Raw genomic sequence first — 15,474 nt, 5'->3', positions numbered from 1 at the left:
CGGTCAGCCTATCGGGTGACGCCGGCGGCCGCCGGGTCGGCGCTGCCGGCCGGGGTGGCGTACGCGTCGAGCGCGGCCACGGCCTGGGCGCGTACCTGCTCGGCCAGCTCGGCCGGCGCCACCACGGTCACCTCCGGGCCGAGCCCGAGCACGAACCGCCGGGCCCACCCGAGGTCGGTGACGCGCAGCGACACCAGCCACTGCTCGCCGTCGGCCTCGACCCGCTCGCACGGATAGTATTCGGTGATCCACCGCTCGCCCCGGCCGATCCGCAGCGTGATCAGCGGCAGGTCGGCCGACGGGCGGAACACCCCGTCGCTCAGATCGTGCGGGCGGGCCTGCGGCGGCACGACCGCCTGCTCCGGCAGCTCGGTCACCGCGTCGATCCGGTCGGCCCGGAACAGCCGCACCGCCTCGGCGCGGCGGCACCACGCCTCCACGTACGCCCGGCCGCCGACCATCAGCATCCGCAGCGGGTCGATCGTGCGTTCGGTGGTCTCGTCCCGCGCCGCCGTGTAGTAGGTGATCCGCAGCGCCCGACCGCGCTCGACGGCGGCGCGCAGCTCGCGTACCCGGGCGCTGTCACCGGGCAGACGGACCTCGACCGGCGCTCCGGCCAGGTCACCGGCGGCGTTCTCGATCTTGGCGAGCGCCCGCTCGACCGCCTCCCGGTTCGCCACGCCCGGCGTCTCGGCGATCATCCGCAACGCCACCACCAGGGCCAGGGCCTCGTCCGGGGTGAGGCGCAGCGGACGGTCGATGCCCGCGTCGTAGGTGATGGTCACCCGGTCGCCGTCGAACGCCATGTCGATCAGGTCGCCGGGGCCGTAGCCGGGCAGCCCGCACACCCAGAGCAGTTCCAGGTCCTCCCGGAGCTGCTTCTCGGTCACCCCGAGGTCGTGCGCCGCCTCGGCGATCTCGATGCCGGGGCGGGCCAGCAGGTAGGGCACCAGGTTGAGCAGCCGGGCCAGCCGGTCGGCGGAGGCACGGCCCGCGCGGGCCGCCGGGCGGGTCACCGGGCACCCCCGGTCACTGCCAGCTCGTCGTGGCGGGCGGCGACCTCCTTGAGCCGCTGGATGACCGCCTCCCGTACCTCCGGTGGCTCCAGCACGCGCACGTCCGGGCCGTACCCGACGATCTGGCCGGCCAGGTAGTCGGCGTCGGCGTACGGCAGCACCAGCCGGTCGCCGTCCGGACCGGCCTGGCACTCCACCGCCCAGCGGCGCAGCCCGGCGGCCCGGCCCGGCGTGGCCAGCACGGTGGCCCGGCCGGTGCGCTCCACCGGCCCGGACCAGCGGGCCACGTGGCTGATCAGGTCGACACCGGCGGGCGGCTCGTAGGCGCCCGGCTCACCTGTCGCCCGCACCGTGCCCACCACCCGGGACAGCCGGAAACAGCGGGTCGCCGCGCGGTCCAGGTCGTGGCCGACGACGTACCACCGGCCGCGCCAGCACACCACGCCCCACGGCTGCACCCGGCGCCGGGTGGGCGCGTCCCGGTCCGGCACGCGGTAGTCGAAGCTCACCTCGCGGCGGTCCCGCGCGGCGGCGGTGAGCGGCGCGAACGCCGGGTCGACAGTCACCATCGGCTCCAGGCCCAGGGTGGCCTGCGGGTCGACGTCGATGCCGGCGGCGCGCAGCTTCGCCAGCCCGGACGACGCGGCAGCGGCCAGGCCGGCGTGCTGCCACAGCCGCGCGGCGATGCCCACCGCGGCGGCCTCGTCCGGTTCGAGCGGGATGTCGGGCAACGCGTACGCGCGCGGCGCGATCCGGTAACCCGGCTCGGCGTCGAAGACGCTCGCCGTGCCGGTCTCCAGCGGCACGCCCAGCTCACGCAGCTCGGCCTTGTCACGCTCGAACTTGCGCTGGAACGCCTCGTGGTCCTTGGCGTCGTCCGGGTCGTGCTCGTAGCCGGGCACGGTCGCGGCGATCTGCGCGGCGGTCAGGAAGCGTCGCGTCGACAGCAGGCAGATCACCAGGTTGACCAGGCGTTCGGTACGGGTCCGGGACACGCCCAAACGCTAGCAGCCCGCGCGTGGCGCGCGGGCACCCGCGCGGCGCGGCGCGGGGGTCTTCCCACACGGCGGCGGGCATCGACCGGTCATAGGGTGATCGCATGGCGGAACCGGAGGTCAAGACCGAGAGCGTGGGCACCGTCGTGGTGGCCGGCGCGGCGAACCTCGCCATCGCCGTCGCGAAGCTGGTCGCGGGCCTGATCTCGGGCTCCGCGGCGATGCTCTCCGAGGCCGCCCACTCGCTCGCCGACACCACCACCGAGGTGCTGCTCTACCTGGCGCTGCGCCGCGGCGCGCGGCCTGCCGACACCCGGCACCCCTTCGGGTACGGCAAGGAGAGCTACATCTGGGCGTTCCTCGCCGCGCTGTTCACCTTCGTCGCCGGGGCGGGCTTCGCCATCACGCACGGCGTCACCACCATCCTGGTGCACGAGCACAGCGGCGAATACCTCGTCGCGTACGTGGTGCTGGCGGTCTCCTTCGCGATCGAGTCGGTGTCGCTGGCCCGGGCGGTCCGGCAGGTGCGCGGCGAGTCCCGCCGCTGGGGCACCACCCCGCGCCGCTACCTGCGCCTGACCGCCGACACCACCGTCAAGGCCGTCTTCCTGGAGGACAGCGCCGCGCTGATCGGCCTGCTGATCGCCGCCGGCGGGCTCACCCTGTCGCACCTGACCGGCGACGAACTGTACGACGGCATCGCCTCGATCCTCATCGGCGTGCTGCTGCTGGTGGTCGCCGCCGTCCTGGCCCGCAGCAACATCTCGCTGCTTGTGGGCCGCTCGGTGTCGGACCGGCTGCACCGGCGCATCGAACGGGAGCTGGCGGACGTGCCGACGGTGGACCGGGTCGACACGCTGATGACCATGTTCCTCGGCCCGGACGACATCCTCGTCGCCGCCAAGGTCGACTTCCGCGACGACGCCACCGGCGCCGACATCGAGGCCGCCGCCGACGAGGCCGAACGCCGGCTCCTCGGGCACTTCCCGGAGATCGCGTACGTCTTCCTCGACCCCACCCGGTCCCGCTCCGCCGGCCGGCCCGCCCGCACCACCCAGGACGAGGCGGGCCGCCCGGTCGACGACCCGGACGCCTGACCCGCCCGGCGCCCGTCCCGGTGGCGGCCGATACCGTGCACCGCATGGTGCGATGGCGGTCCGGCACGGTCACGACGGTACGGCGACGGTGGACCGGCGCCGTCGAACTCGACGTCGACCTGCCCGACGGCACCAGGATGCGCGCCCTGGCCTACCCGGCCCTGGTCGGCGAGCCGGAACCCGGTGACCGGGTGCTGCTCAACGCCGGCGCGCTGCTGATGGGCCTGGGCACCGGCGGCTACGCGCTGGTCGTCGCGCTGCCCGACCGGCTGCCCCCGGACCCGCCGCAGGCCGGCGACAGCCGCGACGCCGGGCATCTGGTCAAGGCCCGCTACACGCCACTGCAACCGATCCTGCTCGGCGTGGACGAGGAAGCGTCACCGCACCACGACCGGCTCGCCGCCGCCGACACCGTCGACGGCATGCCGGTGGTCATCGCCGACCTGCACTCCGCGCTGCCGGCGATCCTGGCCGGGGTACGCGCCGACGCGCCCGACGCCCGGGTCGCGTACGTGCTGACCGACGGCGGGGCGCTGCCGGCCTGGTTCTCCCGCACCCTGGCCGGGCTGGCCGGGCACCTCGTGGGCACGGTGAGCGTGGGCCAGGCGTTCGGCGGCGACCTGGAGGCGAGCACGCTGCACAGCGGCCTGCTCGCCGCCCGGCACGTGCTCGACGCCGACCTGACGATCGTCGCCCAGGGGCCGGGCAACCTCGGCACCGGCACCCGGTGGGGCTTCTCCGGCGTCGCCGTCGGCGAGGCGGTGAACGCGATCGCCACGCTGGGCGGACGCCCGGTCGGCTCGCTGCGCATCTCCGACGCCGACGCCCGGCCCCGGCACCGTGGCGTCTCCCACCACAGCCTGACCGCGTACGGCCGGGTCGCGCTGGCCCCCGCGGAGCTGGTCGTGCCGGACGGTCTCGACCCCGGCCTGGCCGCGGAGATCACCGCGGCGCTGAGGCCGCTGGCCGACCGGCACCGGATCGTCACCGTGCCCACAGACGGCCTGGACGCGGCGCTGCGGAACAGCCCGGTCGGCCTGTCCACGATGGGCCGGGGCCTGGACGCCGACCACGCCTACTTCCTGGCCGCGGCCGCCGCCGGCCGGTACGCGGCGGGCCTGCTGACCTGACCGGCGCGGCCCGCCGCCGGACCGCGGTGGCCGGCGTCGCGGGACCGGGCCGACCGGCGCGGCGCTCAGCCGAGGAAGATGATCAGCCCGAGCCAGGCGCCCACGATCAGCGCCAGCGCCACCGCCAGTACCCACGTCGGCACCGTGTAGTCGCCGCGCCTGTTGCGTTCGATCTCGGCGCGGATCTTCTCCCGGCGGCGGTCGATCCAGTTGAGCTTCTCGGTGCCGTCACGGCCCGAGGACGTCTCGCGGCCGGGCCCACCGGCGGATTCGGAAGTGTTCATCGCGACGCCAGCGTACCCGTGGACGAGCGGCCGGTGCCGGGCACCGGCCGCCCGCACGATCACATGCTGGCGATCAGCCGTTCCACCCGCTCGTCGTAGGCCCGGAACGGGTCCTTGCACAGCACCGTGCGCTGCGCCTGGTCGTTCAGCTTCAGGTGCACCCAGTCCACGGTGAAGTCGCGCCGCTTCTCCTGCGCGTGCCGGATGAACTCGCCGCGCAGCCGTGCCCGGGTCGTCTGCGGTGGCGTCTCCTTCGCCTCGAAGATCTCCGGGTCGGTCGCCACCCGGTCCACCTCGCGGCGGCGCTCCAGCAGCCCGTACAGGCCACGCCCGCGCCGCAGGTCGTGGTAGGCCAGGTCCATCTGCGCCACCCGCGGGTGCGACAGCGGCAGGTCGTGCTTGCGCTGGTAGCGCTCGATCAGCTTCAGCTTGGTGACCCAGTCGATCTCCCGGGCCACCGGGTCCAGGTCGCCGGTCTCGACCGCGCGCAGCACCCGCCCCCACAGGTCGACCACCCGCTTCGCGGTCTGGTCGCCACCCCGGCGCTCCACGAACTCCGTCGCCTTGGCCAGGTATTCCTGCTGGATCTCCAGCGCCGAGACCTCCTTGCCGGAGGCGAGCCGCACCTTGCGGCGGCCGGTGATGTCGTGCGACACCTCGCGGATGGCCCGGATCGGGTTCTCCAGCGTCAGGTCGCGCATCACCACGCCGGCCTCGATCATTCGCAGCACGATGTCGGCGGTGCCGACCTTCAGCAGCGTGGTGACCTCGTTCATGTTCGAGTCACCGACGATCACGTGCAGCCGGCGGTAGCGCTCGGCGTCCGCGTGCGGCTCGTCCCGGGTGTTGATGATCGGCCGGCTGCGGGTGGTCGCCGAGGAGACGCCCTCCCAGATGTGCTCGGCCCGCTGGGACAGGCAGTAGACCGCGCCGCGCGGCGTCTGCAGCACCTTGCCCGCGCCGCAGATCAACTGCCGGGTGACCAGGAAAGGAATGAGCACGTCGGCCAGCCGGCCGAACTCGCCGTGCCGGGACACCAGGTAGTTCTCGTGGCAGCCGTACGAGTTGCCGGCCGAGTCGGTGTTGTTCTTGAACAGGTAGATCTCGCCCGCGATGCCCTCGTCGTGCAGCCGCTTCTCCGCGTCGACGAGCAGCCCTTCCAGGATCCGCTCACCGGCCCGGTCGTGGGCCACCAGGTCGGTCACCGAGTCGCACTCCGGAGTCGCGTACTCCGGGTGCGAGCCCACGTCCAGATAGAGGCGGGCGCCGTTGCGGAGGAACACGTTGCTCGACCGGCCCCACGACACCACCCGCCGGAACAGGTACCGCGCGACCTCGTCGGGGGACAGTCGGCGTTGCCCGCGATAGGTGCAGGTGACGCCGTACTCGGTTTCGAGGCCGAAGATTCGCCGCTCCATGATGAGACACTAGCCGCCCGGAGCCTCCGATGGGCAGCGCCGACGCTCGCCGCTTGCGATCTCCCCCACCGGATCGTGGAGGTGGCGGGCTCCGTACACGAAAGACCCCGCCACCTCGGCGAGGTGGCGGGGTCCGCGAGCGCGGATCTCACTCGCCGGGCTTGTCCTGCGCGTTGCCCTCCAGATCGGCCGAACCCGCCGACGTGGTCGGCTTCTTCGCCTCCTCCGTCGGCACGGCCGGCGTCTTCGCCCGGCCCGGTGCCGGCGCGGTGTCGGCCTCGGCGTCGCCCTCCAGCAGCGCGGTCAGCGCGGCGCCGGTCACCCGCCGGAACGTACGCCCGACCCGGCGCCGGTCCAGGACCGCCACCTCCAGCTGGTTCGCGGCGATCGTGCGGGCCGCACCGCCCTCGCCGCCGACGCTGCTCAGCGCCTTCATCGCGGCGCGGACCGCCTCCGACAGCGACATCTCCGGCCGGTGCTCGTTCTTCAGCACCCCGCTGATCGCCTCGGCCTGGCCACCCATCGCCATCCGGCCCGGCTCGTCGTTCACCGAGCCGTCGTAGGTCACCCGGTAGAGGGAGTCGTCCTCGGCGGTGGCGCCCACCTCGGCCACGCAGATCTCCACCTCGAACGGCTTCGACTGCTCGGTGAAGATCGCGCCCAGCGTCTGCGCGTACGCGTTCGCCAGCGCCAGGCCGGTCACGTCCCGGCGGTCGTAGCTGAGCCCGTTGAGGTCGGCCATCCGCACGCCCGCGCGACGCAGGTTCTCGAACTCGTTGTACCGGCCGACAGCGGCGAAGCCGATCCGGTCGTAGATCTCGCTGACCTTGTGCAGCGTGCTGGACAGGTTCTCGGCGACGAAGAGCACCCCGCCCGCGTAGCTCAGGACCACCGCGCTGCGGCCCCGGGCGATGCCCTTGCGGGCCAGCTCGGAGCGGTCGCGCATGATCTGCTCGGGCGAGGCGTAGAACTGCATGGCCACGGCGGCGGTTCTCCTTCTGCGGGACTGCTGACTCGGTGGACGGTGCGGAGCGGCATCAGCCGCCGGGATTCTCCATCCGGCCGGACACCACGCTCTCCGCGATCGCCGCCGTCTCGGCGTCGGTGAGCCGGTGGGTGCCCTCGGCGGTAGCGGTCATCACGACCGGGTAGATCCGCCGGGTCAGGTCGGGGCCGCCGGTGGCGGTGTCGTCGTCCGCCGCGTCGTAGAGCGCCTCGACCGCCAGCCGCGTCGCGTCCTCGACCGACAGACCGGCCCGGAACCGCTTCTTGAGCGCGGACTTGGCGAACAGCGATCCGGAGCCGATCGCGTCGTAACCGGTCTCCTCGTACGGGCCGCCGGTCACGTCGAAGCTGAAGATCCGCCCGGCCCGCGCCGGGTCGCTCGCGGCCAGGTCGAAGCCGGCGAACAACGGGATCACGGCGAGGCCCTGCATGGCCGCGCCCAGGTTGCCCCGGATCATCGACGCCAGCCGGTTGGCCTTGCCGTCGAGCGAGAGCATCGCGCCCTCGATCTTCTCGTAGTGCTCCAGCTCCACCTGGAACAGTCGCATCAGCTCGATGCCGATGCCGGCCGTGCCCGCGATGCCGACGAGCGAGTACGCGTCGGCCGGATGCACCTTCTCGATGTCGCGCTGGGCGATCAGGTTGCCCATCGTGGCGCGCCGGTCGCCGGCCATGACCACACCACCGGCGGCCGAGATGGCCACGATGGTGGTCGCGTGCGGCGCCATGTCGGCGGCCATGCCGGGCGGCAGCGGCCGACGGCCGGGCAGCATCTCGGGGGCCACCTTGCTCAGGAACGCTGTGAAGGAGGACGTCCCCGCGTTGGTGAACACATCTGGAAGACGCCCGGATGGATCAAAACCCGCTGCCACGTGGTTCCTCTCAGGTACGTGATCGCCCTGGCCAGGACGTCGGCGTTGTCCTTGAACTGGCCAAGACCACCGTTGCAGTTGAAGCAGAGTATCCCGCGCACCCATCCGGTGCGATGATCGTGGTCCAGATGTTCCGGATCGGGGCGCCGGCAGATCGCGCACACGCCGCCCTGCTCGGCCAGGAGCTCCTGGAACTCCTTCTCCCCGACCCCGTAGCGACGGCGCAGGTGGTACTCGCGGCTACCGCCGTACAGGCGTAGCCTCGTCTCCTTGCCCTTCTCGTTGTGGCACGGCTTGCAGTAGCTGCCCCGACCGTCAGGGCGACGACTGTTGGCGCAGAACTCCTCAAGCGGCTTCCACTCGCCACAGTCCCGGCAACGGCGGTAGCCGTCCCGGTCGCCGAGAGCCCTGGGCATGTCCGATTTGATCGGCTATGCCCTACTGGCCCCCTTTTTGTACGTAGCCCCTCACAAATTCCTCTGCGTTCTCCTCCAGGACGGAGTCGATCTCGTCGAGCAGGTCGTCCACGTCCTCGGTGATCTCGGCGTGCCGCTCGGCCACCTCGGGGTTGGCCTCAGCGGTGACCTCGTCGACCTCCTCGCGGGACTTGCCGGACTGGGTCTGCCCACCCTCTTGCGTCGCCATGGTGGTGCCTCCTCCACGATCGCCTGCGATCAACTTACCTCGCGGGAGCGACGAAAGGCCCGTCGCGTGCCCGTTTCCGGCACCCGGCGGGCCTTCCGGCATCGGGGTCACCCGCCGGTGAGCGTCTCCAGCAGATCCTTGGCGCTCTCGCAGCGGTCGAACAGCTCACCGACGTGCGCGCGGGTGCCCCGCTCGGGCTCCATCATCGGCACCCGGACCAGCGACTCCCGGCCCACGTCGAAGATGACCGAGTCCCAGCTCGCGGCGACCACCTCGGAGGCGTACCGGTCCAGGCAGCGGCCCCGGAAGTAGGCCCGGGTGTCCTCCGGCGGCTCGGTCATCGCGGTACGCGTCTGCTCGTCGGTGAGCAGCGTCTTCATCGAGCCGCGCTGCACCAGCCGGTGGTAGAGGCCCTTCTCCGGCCGCACGTCGGAGTACTGCAGGTCGACCAGTTGCAGCTTGTGCGAGCCCCAGGCGAGCTTCTCCCGCTCCCGGTAACCCTCCAGCAGCCGCAGCTTGGCCACCCAGTCCAGTTCGTCGGCGCACTCGAAGGCGTCCCGGCCGAGCCGGTCCAGCACGCTCTCCCAGCGGCGCAACACGTCGGCGGTCTGCGCGTCCACGTCCTTGCCGTAGCGGTCGTCCACGAAGGAGGTCACCCGCTCCAGGTACGCCCACTGCACGTCCAGCGCGGTCAGCTTGCGGCCGTCGCGCATCCGCATCAGGTGCTTGAGCGACGGATCGTGGCTGACCGCGCGCAGCTCGGCCACCGGGTCGGCGATGCCCAGGTCCGCGCCGAGCGCCTTCTCCTCGATCATGGCGAGGATCAGCGAGGTGGTGCCGACCTTGAGGAACGTGGAGATCTCGGAGAGGTTGGCGTCGCCGATGATGACGTGCAGCCGGCGGTACTTGTCGGCGTCGGCGTGCGGCTCGTCCCGGGTGTTGATGATGGGCCGCTTGAGCGTCGTCTCCAACCCCACCTCGACCTCGAAGAAGTCGGCCCGCTGGGAGATCTGGAAACCGGCCTGGCCGCCGTCCTGGCCGATGCCGACCCGCCCGGCGCCGCAGACGATCTGCCGGGTGACGAAGAACGGCGTCAGGTACGCCACGATGTCGGCGAACGGCGTCTGCCGGCGCATCAGATAGTTCTCGTGCGCGCCATAGCTGGCGCCCTTGTTGTCGGTGTTGTTCTTGTACAGGTGGATCGGGTGGGTGCCCGGGATGGTCGCGGCGCGGCGGGCCGCCTCGGCCATCACCCGCTCCCCCGCCTTGTCCCACCGCACCACGTCGAGGGGGTTCGTCACCTCGGGCGTGGAGTACTCCGGGTGCGCGTGGTCGACGTAGAGACGGGCGCCGTTGGTGAGTATGACGTTTGCGAGTCCGAGGTCCTCGTCGGCGAGCGCCTCGGCCGGGTCGTACGCGGCGCCGGAGTAGGTGAACCCGCGGGCGTCGCGCAGTGGCGACTCCTCCTCGTAGTCCCAGCGGGCCCGGCCGCCCCGGTTGAGTTCCGGCCGCGCCCCGTAGGCGTTCACCACCTGGGAGGAGGTGACCATCGGGTTGGCTCCGGCCTGACCGGGCACGGAGATGCCGTACTCGACCTCGGTGCCCATGATCCGTCTAACGCTCATCGACCTGCCCGCTCCGCTCGCCGTCCCGGTCCCCGTCACGTCGAGCGTAGTCGCCGTCACGCGTGCAGGGGGCGTGGCGGCAGCGCCGGGTCCGGTGTGGCGGCTTGCCCGGATGCGCGCGAAGGCCCGTGGCGCGTACGCCACGGGCCTTCGTCGAGGGGGTCGGACTACAGGTACTGGCCGGTGTTGCTGGCGGTCTCGATGGACCGTCCGGCCTCGGCGCCCTTGCCGCCGGAGACGAGCGTGCGGATGTAGACGATCCGCTCGCCCTTCTTGCCGGAGATGCGCGCCCAGTCGTCGGGGTTTGTGGTGTTGGGCAGGTCCTCGTTCTCGCGGAACTCGTCGACGCATGCGTCGAGCAGGTGCTGCAGCCGCAGACCCTTGCGTCCGGAGGTGAGGAACTCCTTGATGGCCATCTTCTTGCCCCGGTCGACGATGTTCTGGATCATCGCGCCGGAGTTGAAGTCCTTGAAGTAGAGGACTTCCTTGTCGCCGTTGGCGTAGGTGACCTCGAGGAAGCGGTTCTCCTCGGTCTCGGAGTACATCCGCAGGACCACCGCGTCGATCATCGCCGCGACGGTGGCCTGGGCGTCGCCGCCGTGTTCGGCCAGGTCGTCGGCGTGCAGCGGCAGGCCGGCGAGGATGTACTTGGAGAAGATGTCCTTCGCCGCCTCGGCGTCCGGCCGCTCGATCTTGATCTTCACGTCGAGCCGGCCGGGGCGCAGGATCGCCGGGTCGATCATGTCTTCCCGGTTGGAGGCGCCGATGACGATGACGTTCTCCAGGCCCTCGACGCCGTCGATCTCGCTGAGCAGCTGCGGGACGATGGTGTTCTCCACGTCGGAGGAGACGCCGGAGCCGCGGGTGCGGAACACGGAGTCCATCTCGTCGAAGAACACGATCACCGGAGTGCCCTCGCCGGCCTTCTCCCGCGCCCGCTGGAAGATCAGCCGGATGTGCCGCTCGGTCTCGCCGACGTACTTGTTGAGCAGCTCGGGGCCCTTGATGTTGAGGAAGAAGCTGGTGTGCCGCTCCTTGCCCTCACGCTCGGCGATCTTCTTGGCCAGCGAGTTCGCCACCGCCTTGGCGATGAGCGTCTTGCCGCAGCCGGGCGGGCCGTAGAGCAGGATGCCCTTCGGCGGCCGGAGCTGGTGCTCACGGAACAGGTCGGAGTGCAGGAAGGGCAGTTCCACCGCGTCGCGGATCTGCTCGATCTGCGCCTGGAGACCGCCGATGTCCTCGTAGTTGACGTCGGGCACCTCCTCCAGGACCAGTTCCTCGACCTCGCTCTTCGGGATCCGCTCGTACGCGTACGCCGAGCGAGGCTCGATCATGAGCGAGTCGCCGGCCCGGATCGCACTGCCGATCAGGGTCTCGGCGAGGTGCACGATGCGCTCCTCGTCGGAGTGCGAGACCACGAGCGCCCGGTCACCCGGAGCGCCCTCGGGGCCCGCCAGGATCTCCTTGAGCATCACCACCTCGCCGACCCGCTCGTAGCCGAACGCGTCGACGATGTTGAGCGCGTCGTTGAGCAGGACCTCCTGGCCACGGCGCAGCTCGTCGACCTCGAGCGACGGCGAGACGGCCACCCGGAGCTTGCGCCCGCCGGTGAACACGTCCACCGTGCCGTCGTCGTGCTTGGCCAGGAACACGCCGTAGCCACTCGGCGGCTGGGCGAGACGGTCGATCTCCTCCTTGAGCGTCACGATCTGCGCGCGAGCCTCCTTGAGGGTGCTCACGAGCCGTTCGTTGTTCTCGGTCAGCCGCGCCAACTGTGCCTGGGTGGCCGCCAGCCGCTCTTCGAGCTGCCGGACGTGTCGGGGGCTTTCGGTCAACTTGCGCCGCACCAGAGCGAGTTCCTCTTGCAGGAACGCGACCTGCGTGGAGAGATCGTGGGCTTCCTTTTCCCACCGTGCGGCGCGCGAGTCCGCGTCGTCGCTGCGTGCCACGTCCCACCTCCCCGGGGGGCTTGAACGTTCTGACCTAACACTAGCCGCTATGAGCCCGATTCGGTCCACAGCAACGCGCTCGTCACCGAAGCTTGATCGCGAAGGGCTGGTCGCGGGGCGGGTACGGGCGTTCGGGTACCGTCGGAGTGTGGGACGGGAGAACATGGGGGGTGCTTCGTGACCGACGTCGCGACCGACCAGTTGCAGGTCTGGGTGGATCAGGACCTCTGCACCGGTGACGGGCTCTGCGTGCAGTACGCGCCGGAGGTCTTCGAGTTCGACGTCGACGGCCTGGCGTACGTCAAGGGCCCGGACGGCGAGCTGCGGCAGGCCCCGGGCGCCCGGGTGGACGTGCCGGAGCACCTGCGCCTCGAGGTGATCGACTCGGCGAAGGAGTGCCCGGGCGAGTGCATCCACGTGGTGCGCGGCAGTGACGGCGTGGAGGTGGCCGGCCCGGAGGCCGACGACTGACCGTGGACGGAGACGACGGGCCGGGGACGACACGTCCCCGGCCCGTCGTGCGTCCGCCTCAGAGCAGGGGCCGGCCGACCACCGAGGCGACCAGCCGGGCGAACTCCTCCAGCCGGGCGATCTGCCCGGCCCCGCCGTCGTCGAGGGTCTTGCCGAAGCGCAGCGCGTCGTGCCGGGGCGCGCCGATCGCCTCGTCGCTGGGCGGCGCCTCGTCCAGCGAGCTGAGCAGCAGGTAAACGTCGATGCTGTCGACCCGTACGGTGCCGTTGTCGGCGCGCATGAGCCGCCGCCGGCAGCCGACCTCGGTGACGGTGGACAACGGCACCACCCGCAGCGACGAGGTCATCGCGCCGGGCGGCCCCTCCCCCGGCGGCACGTCCTCGCCGTGCCAGAGCACCAGCCGGCTGCCGTCGCAGACGACGACCTCCTGCCACACCCCGTTCACCTCGTTGACGAAGCGTTCCAGCGTGAAGCCGAGCACGGAGGCGCCGCGCAGCACGCCGTCGAGCGCCTCCAGCGCGATGTCCGGGTCGCGCAGGTACGCCCGCGCGGCCGACTCCAGATCCGTGTAGGGCGACCAGTCCGGGAAGACGGCCGGCAGGTCGCCGTTGCCGTAGCCGGGGTTGCTCACGCCGCCTCCCGCCCGGCCGCGCCGCCGTACTGCCACCGGTCCCGGTCACCGGCACGGGCACGCCGCCCGACGCGCGCCCCGATCCGCTCGCTCATGCCACCGTCTCCACCCGCTCAGGTGTCGTCCCCACCGGCACACATGATCCGCCCGTGCGCGCGCGCCCGCGCGGCGGGGGTCAGGACTCCTGCGGCTCCTCCGCCGCGCGGGCCGCGGCGGCGGCGCGCAGGGCGTCGCGGCGCTGCGCGTACGCCTCGGCGCCCTTGCTGGGCTTGCGGCGGCGAGGCGGCGCGGTGACCCCGGGGGCGAGCTTGCGGGCGGACACCAGGAACGCGGTATGGGCGATCATCCGGTGGTCCGGGCGGACCGCGAGCCCCTCGGCGTGCCAGTCGCGCACGAGTGACTCCCAGGCGCGCGGCTCGGTCCAGCCGCCGCGCTCGCGCAGCGCCTCGACCAGCTCGGACAGCTGCGGGGTGGTGGCCACGTAGCCGATCAGCACGCCGCCGGGCACGAGCGCCCGCTCGACCATGTCGAGCATCTCCCACGGGGTGAGCATGTCCAGGATGATCCGGTCGAATCCGGTCTCGGCGCAGTCGGCGACGTCGCCGACGTGCAGGTTCCAGGCCGGGTGCGGGCCGTTGAAGAACGCCTCGACGTTGCGGCGGGCGATCTGGGCGAAGTCGTCGCGTACCTCGAACGAGTGCAGCTCGCCCTCGGTGCCGACGGCCCGCAGCAGCGAGCAGGACAGCGCGCCGGATCCGGCGCCGGCCTCCAGCACCTTGGCGCCGGGGAAGATGTCGCCCATCGCGACGATCTGTGCCGAGTCCTTCGGGTAGATCACCTGGGCGCCGCGCGGCATGGACAGCACGTAGTCCGACAGCAGCGGCCGCAGCGCCAGGAACGCCGTGCCGCCGCCGGCGGTGGTGACCACGCTGCCGTCGGGCAGGCCGATCAGGGTGTCGTGCTTGAGGATCCCGCGGTGGGTGTGGAACTCCTTGCCGGGCTCCAGCGTCACGGTGTGCATCCGGCCCTTCGGGTCGGTCAGCTGGACCCGGTCGCCCGGCCGGAACGGCCCGCGATGGACCGGGGGCAACGCCGGGACGGTGGAGATCTCTGCGGTCACGTGTTCGTCTTCCGTTCGGGTTCCAGGAGCTGGGCGAGATCCGCGATGTGCAGCACGCCGACCACATCTTCGCCTGCCGTCACGACGTACTGCGCGCCCGGGTGGGTGCGCACCGTCTCCAGCACCCGCTCGCCGTCGGCCCCGAGCGGCAGGGCCGGCACGGCGGCCAGGTCGCGGGCCACCTCGTCCACCGCGACCCACGGCCTCCGTTCCGCGGGTACGCGGGCGGCGCGCGCCGGGTCGACCAGGGCGACGGTACGGCCGGCCGAGTCGGCCACGCCGAGCGCCGCGTCGGGGGTGCCCGCCTCGTCGCGGCGGCGCTGCGCCTCGGCCAGCGGGGTACCGGCGGGCACCGGCAGCACCGGGCGGGCCAGCCGGGCCAGGTCGATCAGGTGCAGCCGGCGGCCGATGCGGGCCAGCCGGATCGACTGGCCGGCGCCGCGCCACAGCGTCAGCGCGACGAGCAGCAGCAGCGGCAGGGCCAGCGGGGCCAGCGCCCGGCGCATGGTGAGCACCACGACCAGCGCCAGCGTGCCCAGCGCGACGGCCCGGCCCACCCAGCCGGCCACCTCGGTGCCGCGGTGCCGGTCGCGGGTGAGCGCCCACACGGCGGCGCGCAGCGCCCGGCCGCCGTCCAGCGGCAGCCCGGGCAGGCTGTTGAAGATCGCCACCACGACGTTGCTGACCGCGAGCTGGAAGGCGAGCTGGTGGCCGAGCGTGCCGGCGGGCAGGGCGAGGGTGGCGGCGACCGCGCCGGCGCCGAGCACCGCGGAGACGGCCGGCCCGGCCAGGGAGATCAGCAGCTCGACCCGGGGGCTGGGGGCGTCGCGGTCCATCTCGGTGTACCCGCCGAGCAGTTCCAGCGTGATCCCCCGCACACCGATGCCGTACCGGCGGGCGGTCAGCGCGTGGCCCAGTTCGTGCAGCAGCACGGAGCCGAGCAGCGAGATCACGAACCCGAGGCCGACGAGGTAGCCGCCGAGCGGGCCGAGGTCGAGCTGACGGCGGGCCAGCGCCGCGTACAGCACGGTGACCACGACCGTGAGCAGCAGCATCGAGGCGTCGACGCGCAGCGGCACCCCGAGCACCCGTCCGAGGCTGAGGCCCGGCCGGCGGGGTCCTCGGCTCCGCTGCTGCACCGGCCCGATGCTACGTGAGCGCGGGGAGCGAGCCGCCGCGGTCGCGCGGTTCCGATCATGCTTCGGTGCGGCGACGG

Annotated in this window: 16 protein-coding genes; 3 read left to right on the top strand and 13 right to left on the bottom strand. The window is 72.3% G+C overall.

Annotation, left to right across the window (positions count from 1 at the left end; all coding sequences use genetic code 11):
• Nucleotides 1–8 precede the first annotated feature (8 nt).
• Together O7546_RS13230 and O7546_RS13225 are read right to left on the bottom strand one after the other, a co-directional pair.
• The gene (locus O7546_RS13230; RefSeq protein ID WP_194801582.1) at nt 9–1,016 is read right to left on the bottom strand and encodes a YafY family protein; all 1,008 of its coding nucleotides are present in this window, start codon (nt 1,014–1,016) and stop codon (nt 9–11) included.
• Complete coding sequence (locus O7546_RS13225) at nt 1,013–2,011, bottom strand: WYL domain-containing protein (protein WP_013286115.1); 999 nt, start codon at nt 2,009–2,011, stop codon at nt 1,013–1,015. The genes O7546_RS13230 and O7546_RS13225 overlap by 4 nt, the downstream gene beginning before the upstream one ends.
• A gap of 104 nt (nt 2,012–2,115) precedes the next feature.
• On the opposite strand from O7546_RS13225, the gene O7546_RS13220 reads away from it, so the two are divergent.
• Nucleotides 2,116–3,108 (top strand): cation diffusion facilitator family transporter, encoded by a 993-nt coding sequence (locus tag O7546_RS13220; RefSeq protein ID WP_194801583.1) that lies wholly within the window; start codon nt 2,116–2,118, stop codon nt 3,106–3,108.
• A 44-nt stretch (nt 3,109–3,152) separates the two neighbouring features.
• Entirely contained in the window at nt 3,153–4,238 is a 1,086-nt protein-coding gene (locus O7546_RS13215) for a DUF3866 family protein (protein ID WP_281600975.1), read from the top strand.
• A gap of 65 nt (nt 4,239–4,303) precedes the next feature.
• On the opposite strand, the gene O7546_RS13210 is transcribed toward O7546_RS13215, so the two are convergent.
• From O7546_RS13210 to arc, 8 genes are all read right to left on the bottom strand, one after another.
• The gene (locus O7546_RS13210; RefSeq protein WP_194801585.1) at nt 4,304–4,522 is read right to left on the bottom strand and encodes a hypothetical protein; all 219 of its coding nucleotides are present in this window, start codon (nt 4,520–4,522) and stop codon (nt 4,304–4,306) included.
• Between the two features lie 59 nt (nt 4,523–4,581).
• Nucleotides 4,582–5,940 carry a Pup--protein ligase gene (gene pafA, locus O7546_RS13205; RefSeq protein ID WP_013286109.1) on the bottom strand — a complete coding sequence of 453 codons (1,359 nt, stop codon included), beginning with the start codon at nt 5,938–5,940 and terminating at the stop codon, nt 4,582–4,584.
• Nucleotides 5,941–6,088: 148 nt separating this feature from the next.
• A complete protein-coding gene (prcA, locus tag O7546_RS13200; protein ID WP_194801586.1) occupies nt 6,089–6,922 on the bottom strand; it encodes a proteasome subunit alpha in 834 nt (277 codons plus the stop codon).
• 55 nt (nt 6,923–6,977) lie between these two features.
• Nucleotides 6,978–7,817, bottom strand: a complete 840-nt coding sequence (prcB, locus tag O7546_RS13195) for a proteasome subunit beta (protein WP_181726645.1) — start codon at nt 7,815–7,817, stop codon at nt 6,978–6,980.
• Nucleotides 7,736–8,233, bottom strand: a complete 498-nt coding sequence (locus O7546_RS13190) for an endonuclease VII domain-containing protein (RefSeq protein WP_194801587.1) — start codon at nt 8,231–8,233, stop codon at nt 7,736–7,738. The genes prcB and O7546_RS13190 overlap by 82 nt, the downstream gene beginning before the upstream one ends.
• 22 nt (nt 8,234–8,255) lie before the next feature.
• On the bottom strand, nt 8,256–8,462 hold the full coding sequence (locus tag O7546_RS13185; protein ID WP_030504127.1) for a ubiquitin-like protein Pup: 207 nt from the start codon (nt 8,460–8,462) through the stop codon (nt 8,256–8,258).
• Between the two features lie 107 nt (nt 8,463–8,569).
• On the bottom strand, nt 8,570–10,087 hold the full coding sequence (gene dop, locus O7546_RS13180) for a depupylase/deamidase Dop (RefSeq protein ID WP_348651252.1): 1,518 nt from the start codon (nt 10,085–10,087) through the stop codon (nt 8,570–8,572).
• Nucleotides 10,088–10,254: 167 nt separating this feature from the next.
• Nucleotides 10,255–12,036, bottom strand: coding sequence for a proteasome ATPase (arc, locus tag O7546_RS13175; RefSeq protein ID WP_018784497.1), 1,782 nt, complete (start codon nt 12,034–12,036; stop codon nt 10,255–10,257).
• Between the two features lie 177 nt (nt 12,037–12,213).
• Between arc and O7546_RS13170 the strand changes: the two genes are divergently transcribed.
• The gene (locus O7546_RS13170) at nt 12,214–12,507 is read left to right on the top strand and encodes a ferredoxin (protein WP_043324386.1); all 294 of its coding nucleotides are present in this window, start codon (nt 12,214–12,216) and stop codon (nt 12,505–12,507) included.
• A 58-nt stretch (nt 12,508–12,565) separates the two neighbouring features.
• Here the strand turns inward: O7546_RS13170 and O7546_RS13165 are convergent, their stop codons facing one another.
• The 3 genes from O7546_RS13165 to O7546_RS13155 form a co-directional block, all read right to left on the bottom strand.
• Nucleotides 12,566–13,138 carry a hypothetical protein gene (locus tag O7546_RS13165; protein WP_013476950.1) on the bottom strand — a complete coding sequence of 191 codons (573 nt, stop codon included), beginning with the start codon at nt 13,136–13,138 and terminating at the stop codon, nt 12,566–12,568.
• Nucleotides 13,139–13,313: 175 nt separating this feature from the next.
• Nucleotides 13,314–14,258: a tRNA (adenine-N1)-methyltransferase gene (locus O7546_RS13160; RefSeq protein ID WP_194801588.1), complete on the bottom strand. Its 945-nt coding sequence runs from the start codon at nt 14,256–14,258 to the stop codon at nt 13,314–13,316.
• Entirely contained in the window at nt 14,255–15,313 is a 1,059-nt protein-coding gene (locus O7546_RS13155) for a M50 family metallopeptidase (protein WP_269698092.1), read from the bottom strand. The genes O7546_RS13160 and O7546_RS13155 overlap by 4 nt, the downstream gene beginning before the upstream one ends.
• Nucleotides 15,314–15,474: the final 161 nt, after the last annotated feature.

Origin of the sequence: Micromonospora sp. WMMA1976, assembly GCF_027497335.1 — a bacterium.
Taxonomy (GTDB): domain Bacteria; phylum Actinomycetota; class Actinomycetes; order Mycobacteriales; family Micromonosporaceae; genus Micromonospora; species Micromonospora aurantiaca.
The sequence above is the reverse complement of the archived record's forward strand: the minus strand, read 5'-3'. Positions and strand labels throughout refer to the sequence as shown.

Excerpts from the sequence above, each read along its gene's own strand:
- O7546_RS13220 (WP_194801583.1), top strand. The coding sequence starts at position 2,116 with ATGGCGGAACCGGAGGTCAAGACCGAGAGCGTGGGCACCGTCGTGGTG.
- O7546_RS13215 (WP_281600975.1), top strand. The coding sequence starts at position 3,153 with ATGGTGCGATGGCGGTCCGGCACGGTCACGACGGTACGGCGACGGTGG.
- O7546_RS13210 (WP_194801585.1), bottom strand. The coding sequence starts at position 4,522 with ATGAACACTTCCGAATCCGCCGGTGGGCCCGGCCGCGAGACGTCCTCG.
- pafA (WP_013286109.1), bottom strand. The coding sequence starts at position 5,940 with ATGGAGCGGCGAATCTTCGGCCTCGAAACCGAGTACGGCGTCACCTGC.
- O7546_RS13190 (WP_194801587.1), bottom strand. The coding sequence starts at position 8,233 with ATGCCCAGGGCTCTCGGCGACCGGGACGGCTACCGCCGTTGCCGGGAC.
- O7546_RS13185 (WP_030504127.1), bottom strand. The coding sequence starts at position 8,462 with ATGGCGACGCAAGAGGGTGGGCAGACCCAGTCCGGCAAGTCCCGCGAG.
- dop (WP_348651252.1), bottom strand. The coding sequence starts at position 10,087 with ATGAGCGTTAGACGGATCATGGGCACCGAGGTCGAGTACGGCATCTCC.
- O7546_RS13155 (WP_269698092.1), bottom strand. The coding sequence starts at position 15,313 with ATGCTGCTGCTCACGGTCGTGGTCACCGTGCTGTACGCGGCGCTGGCC.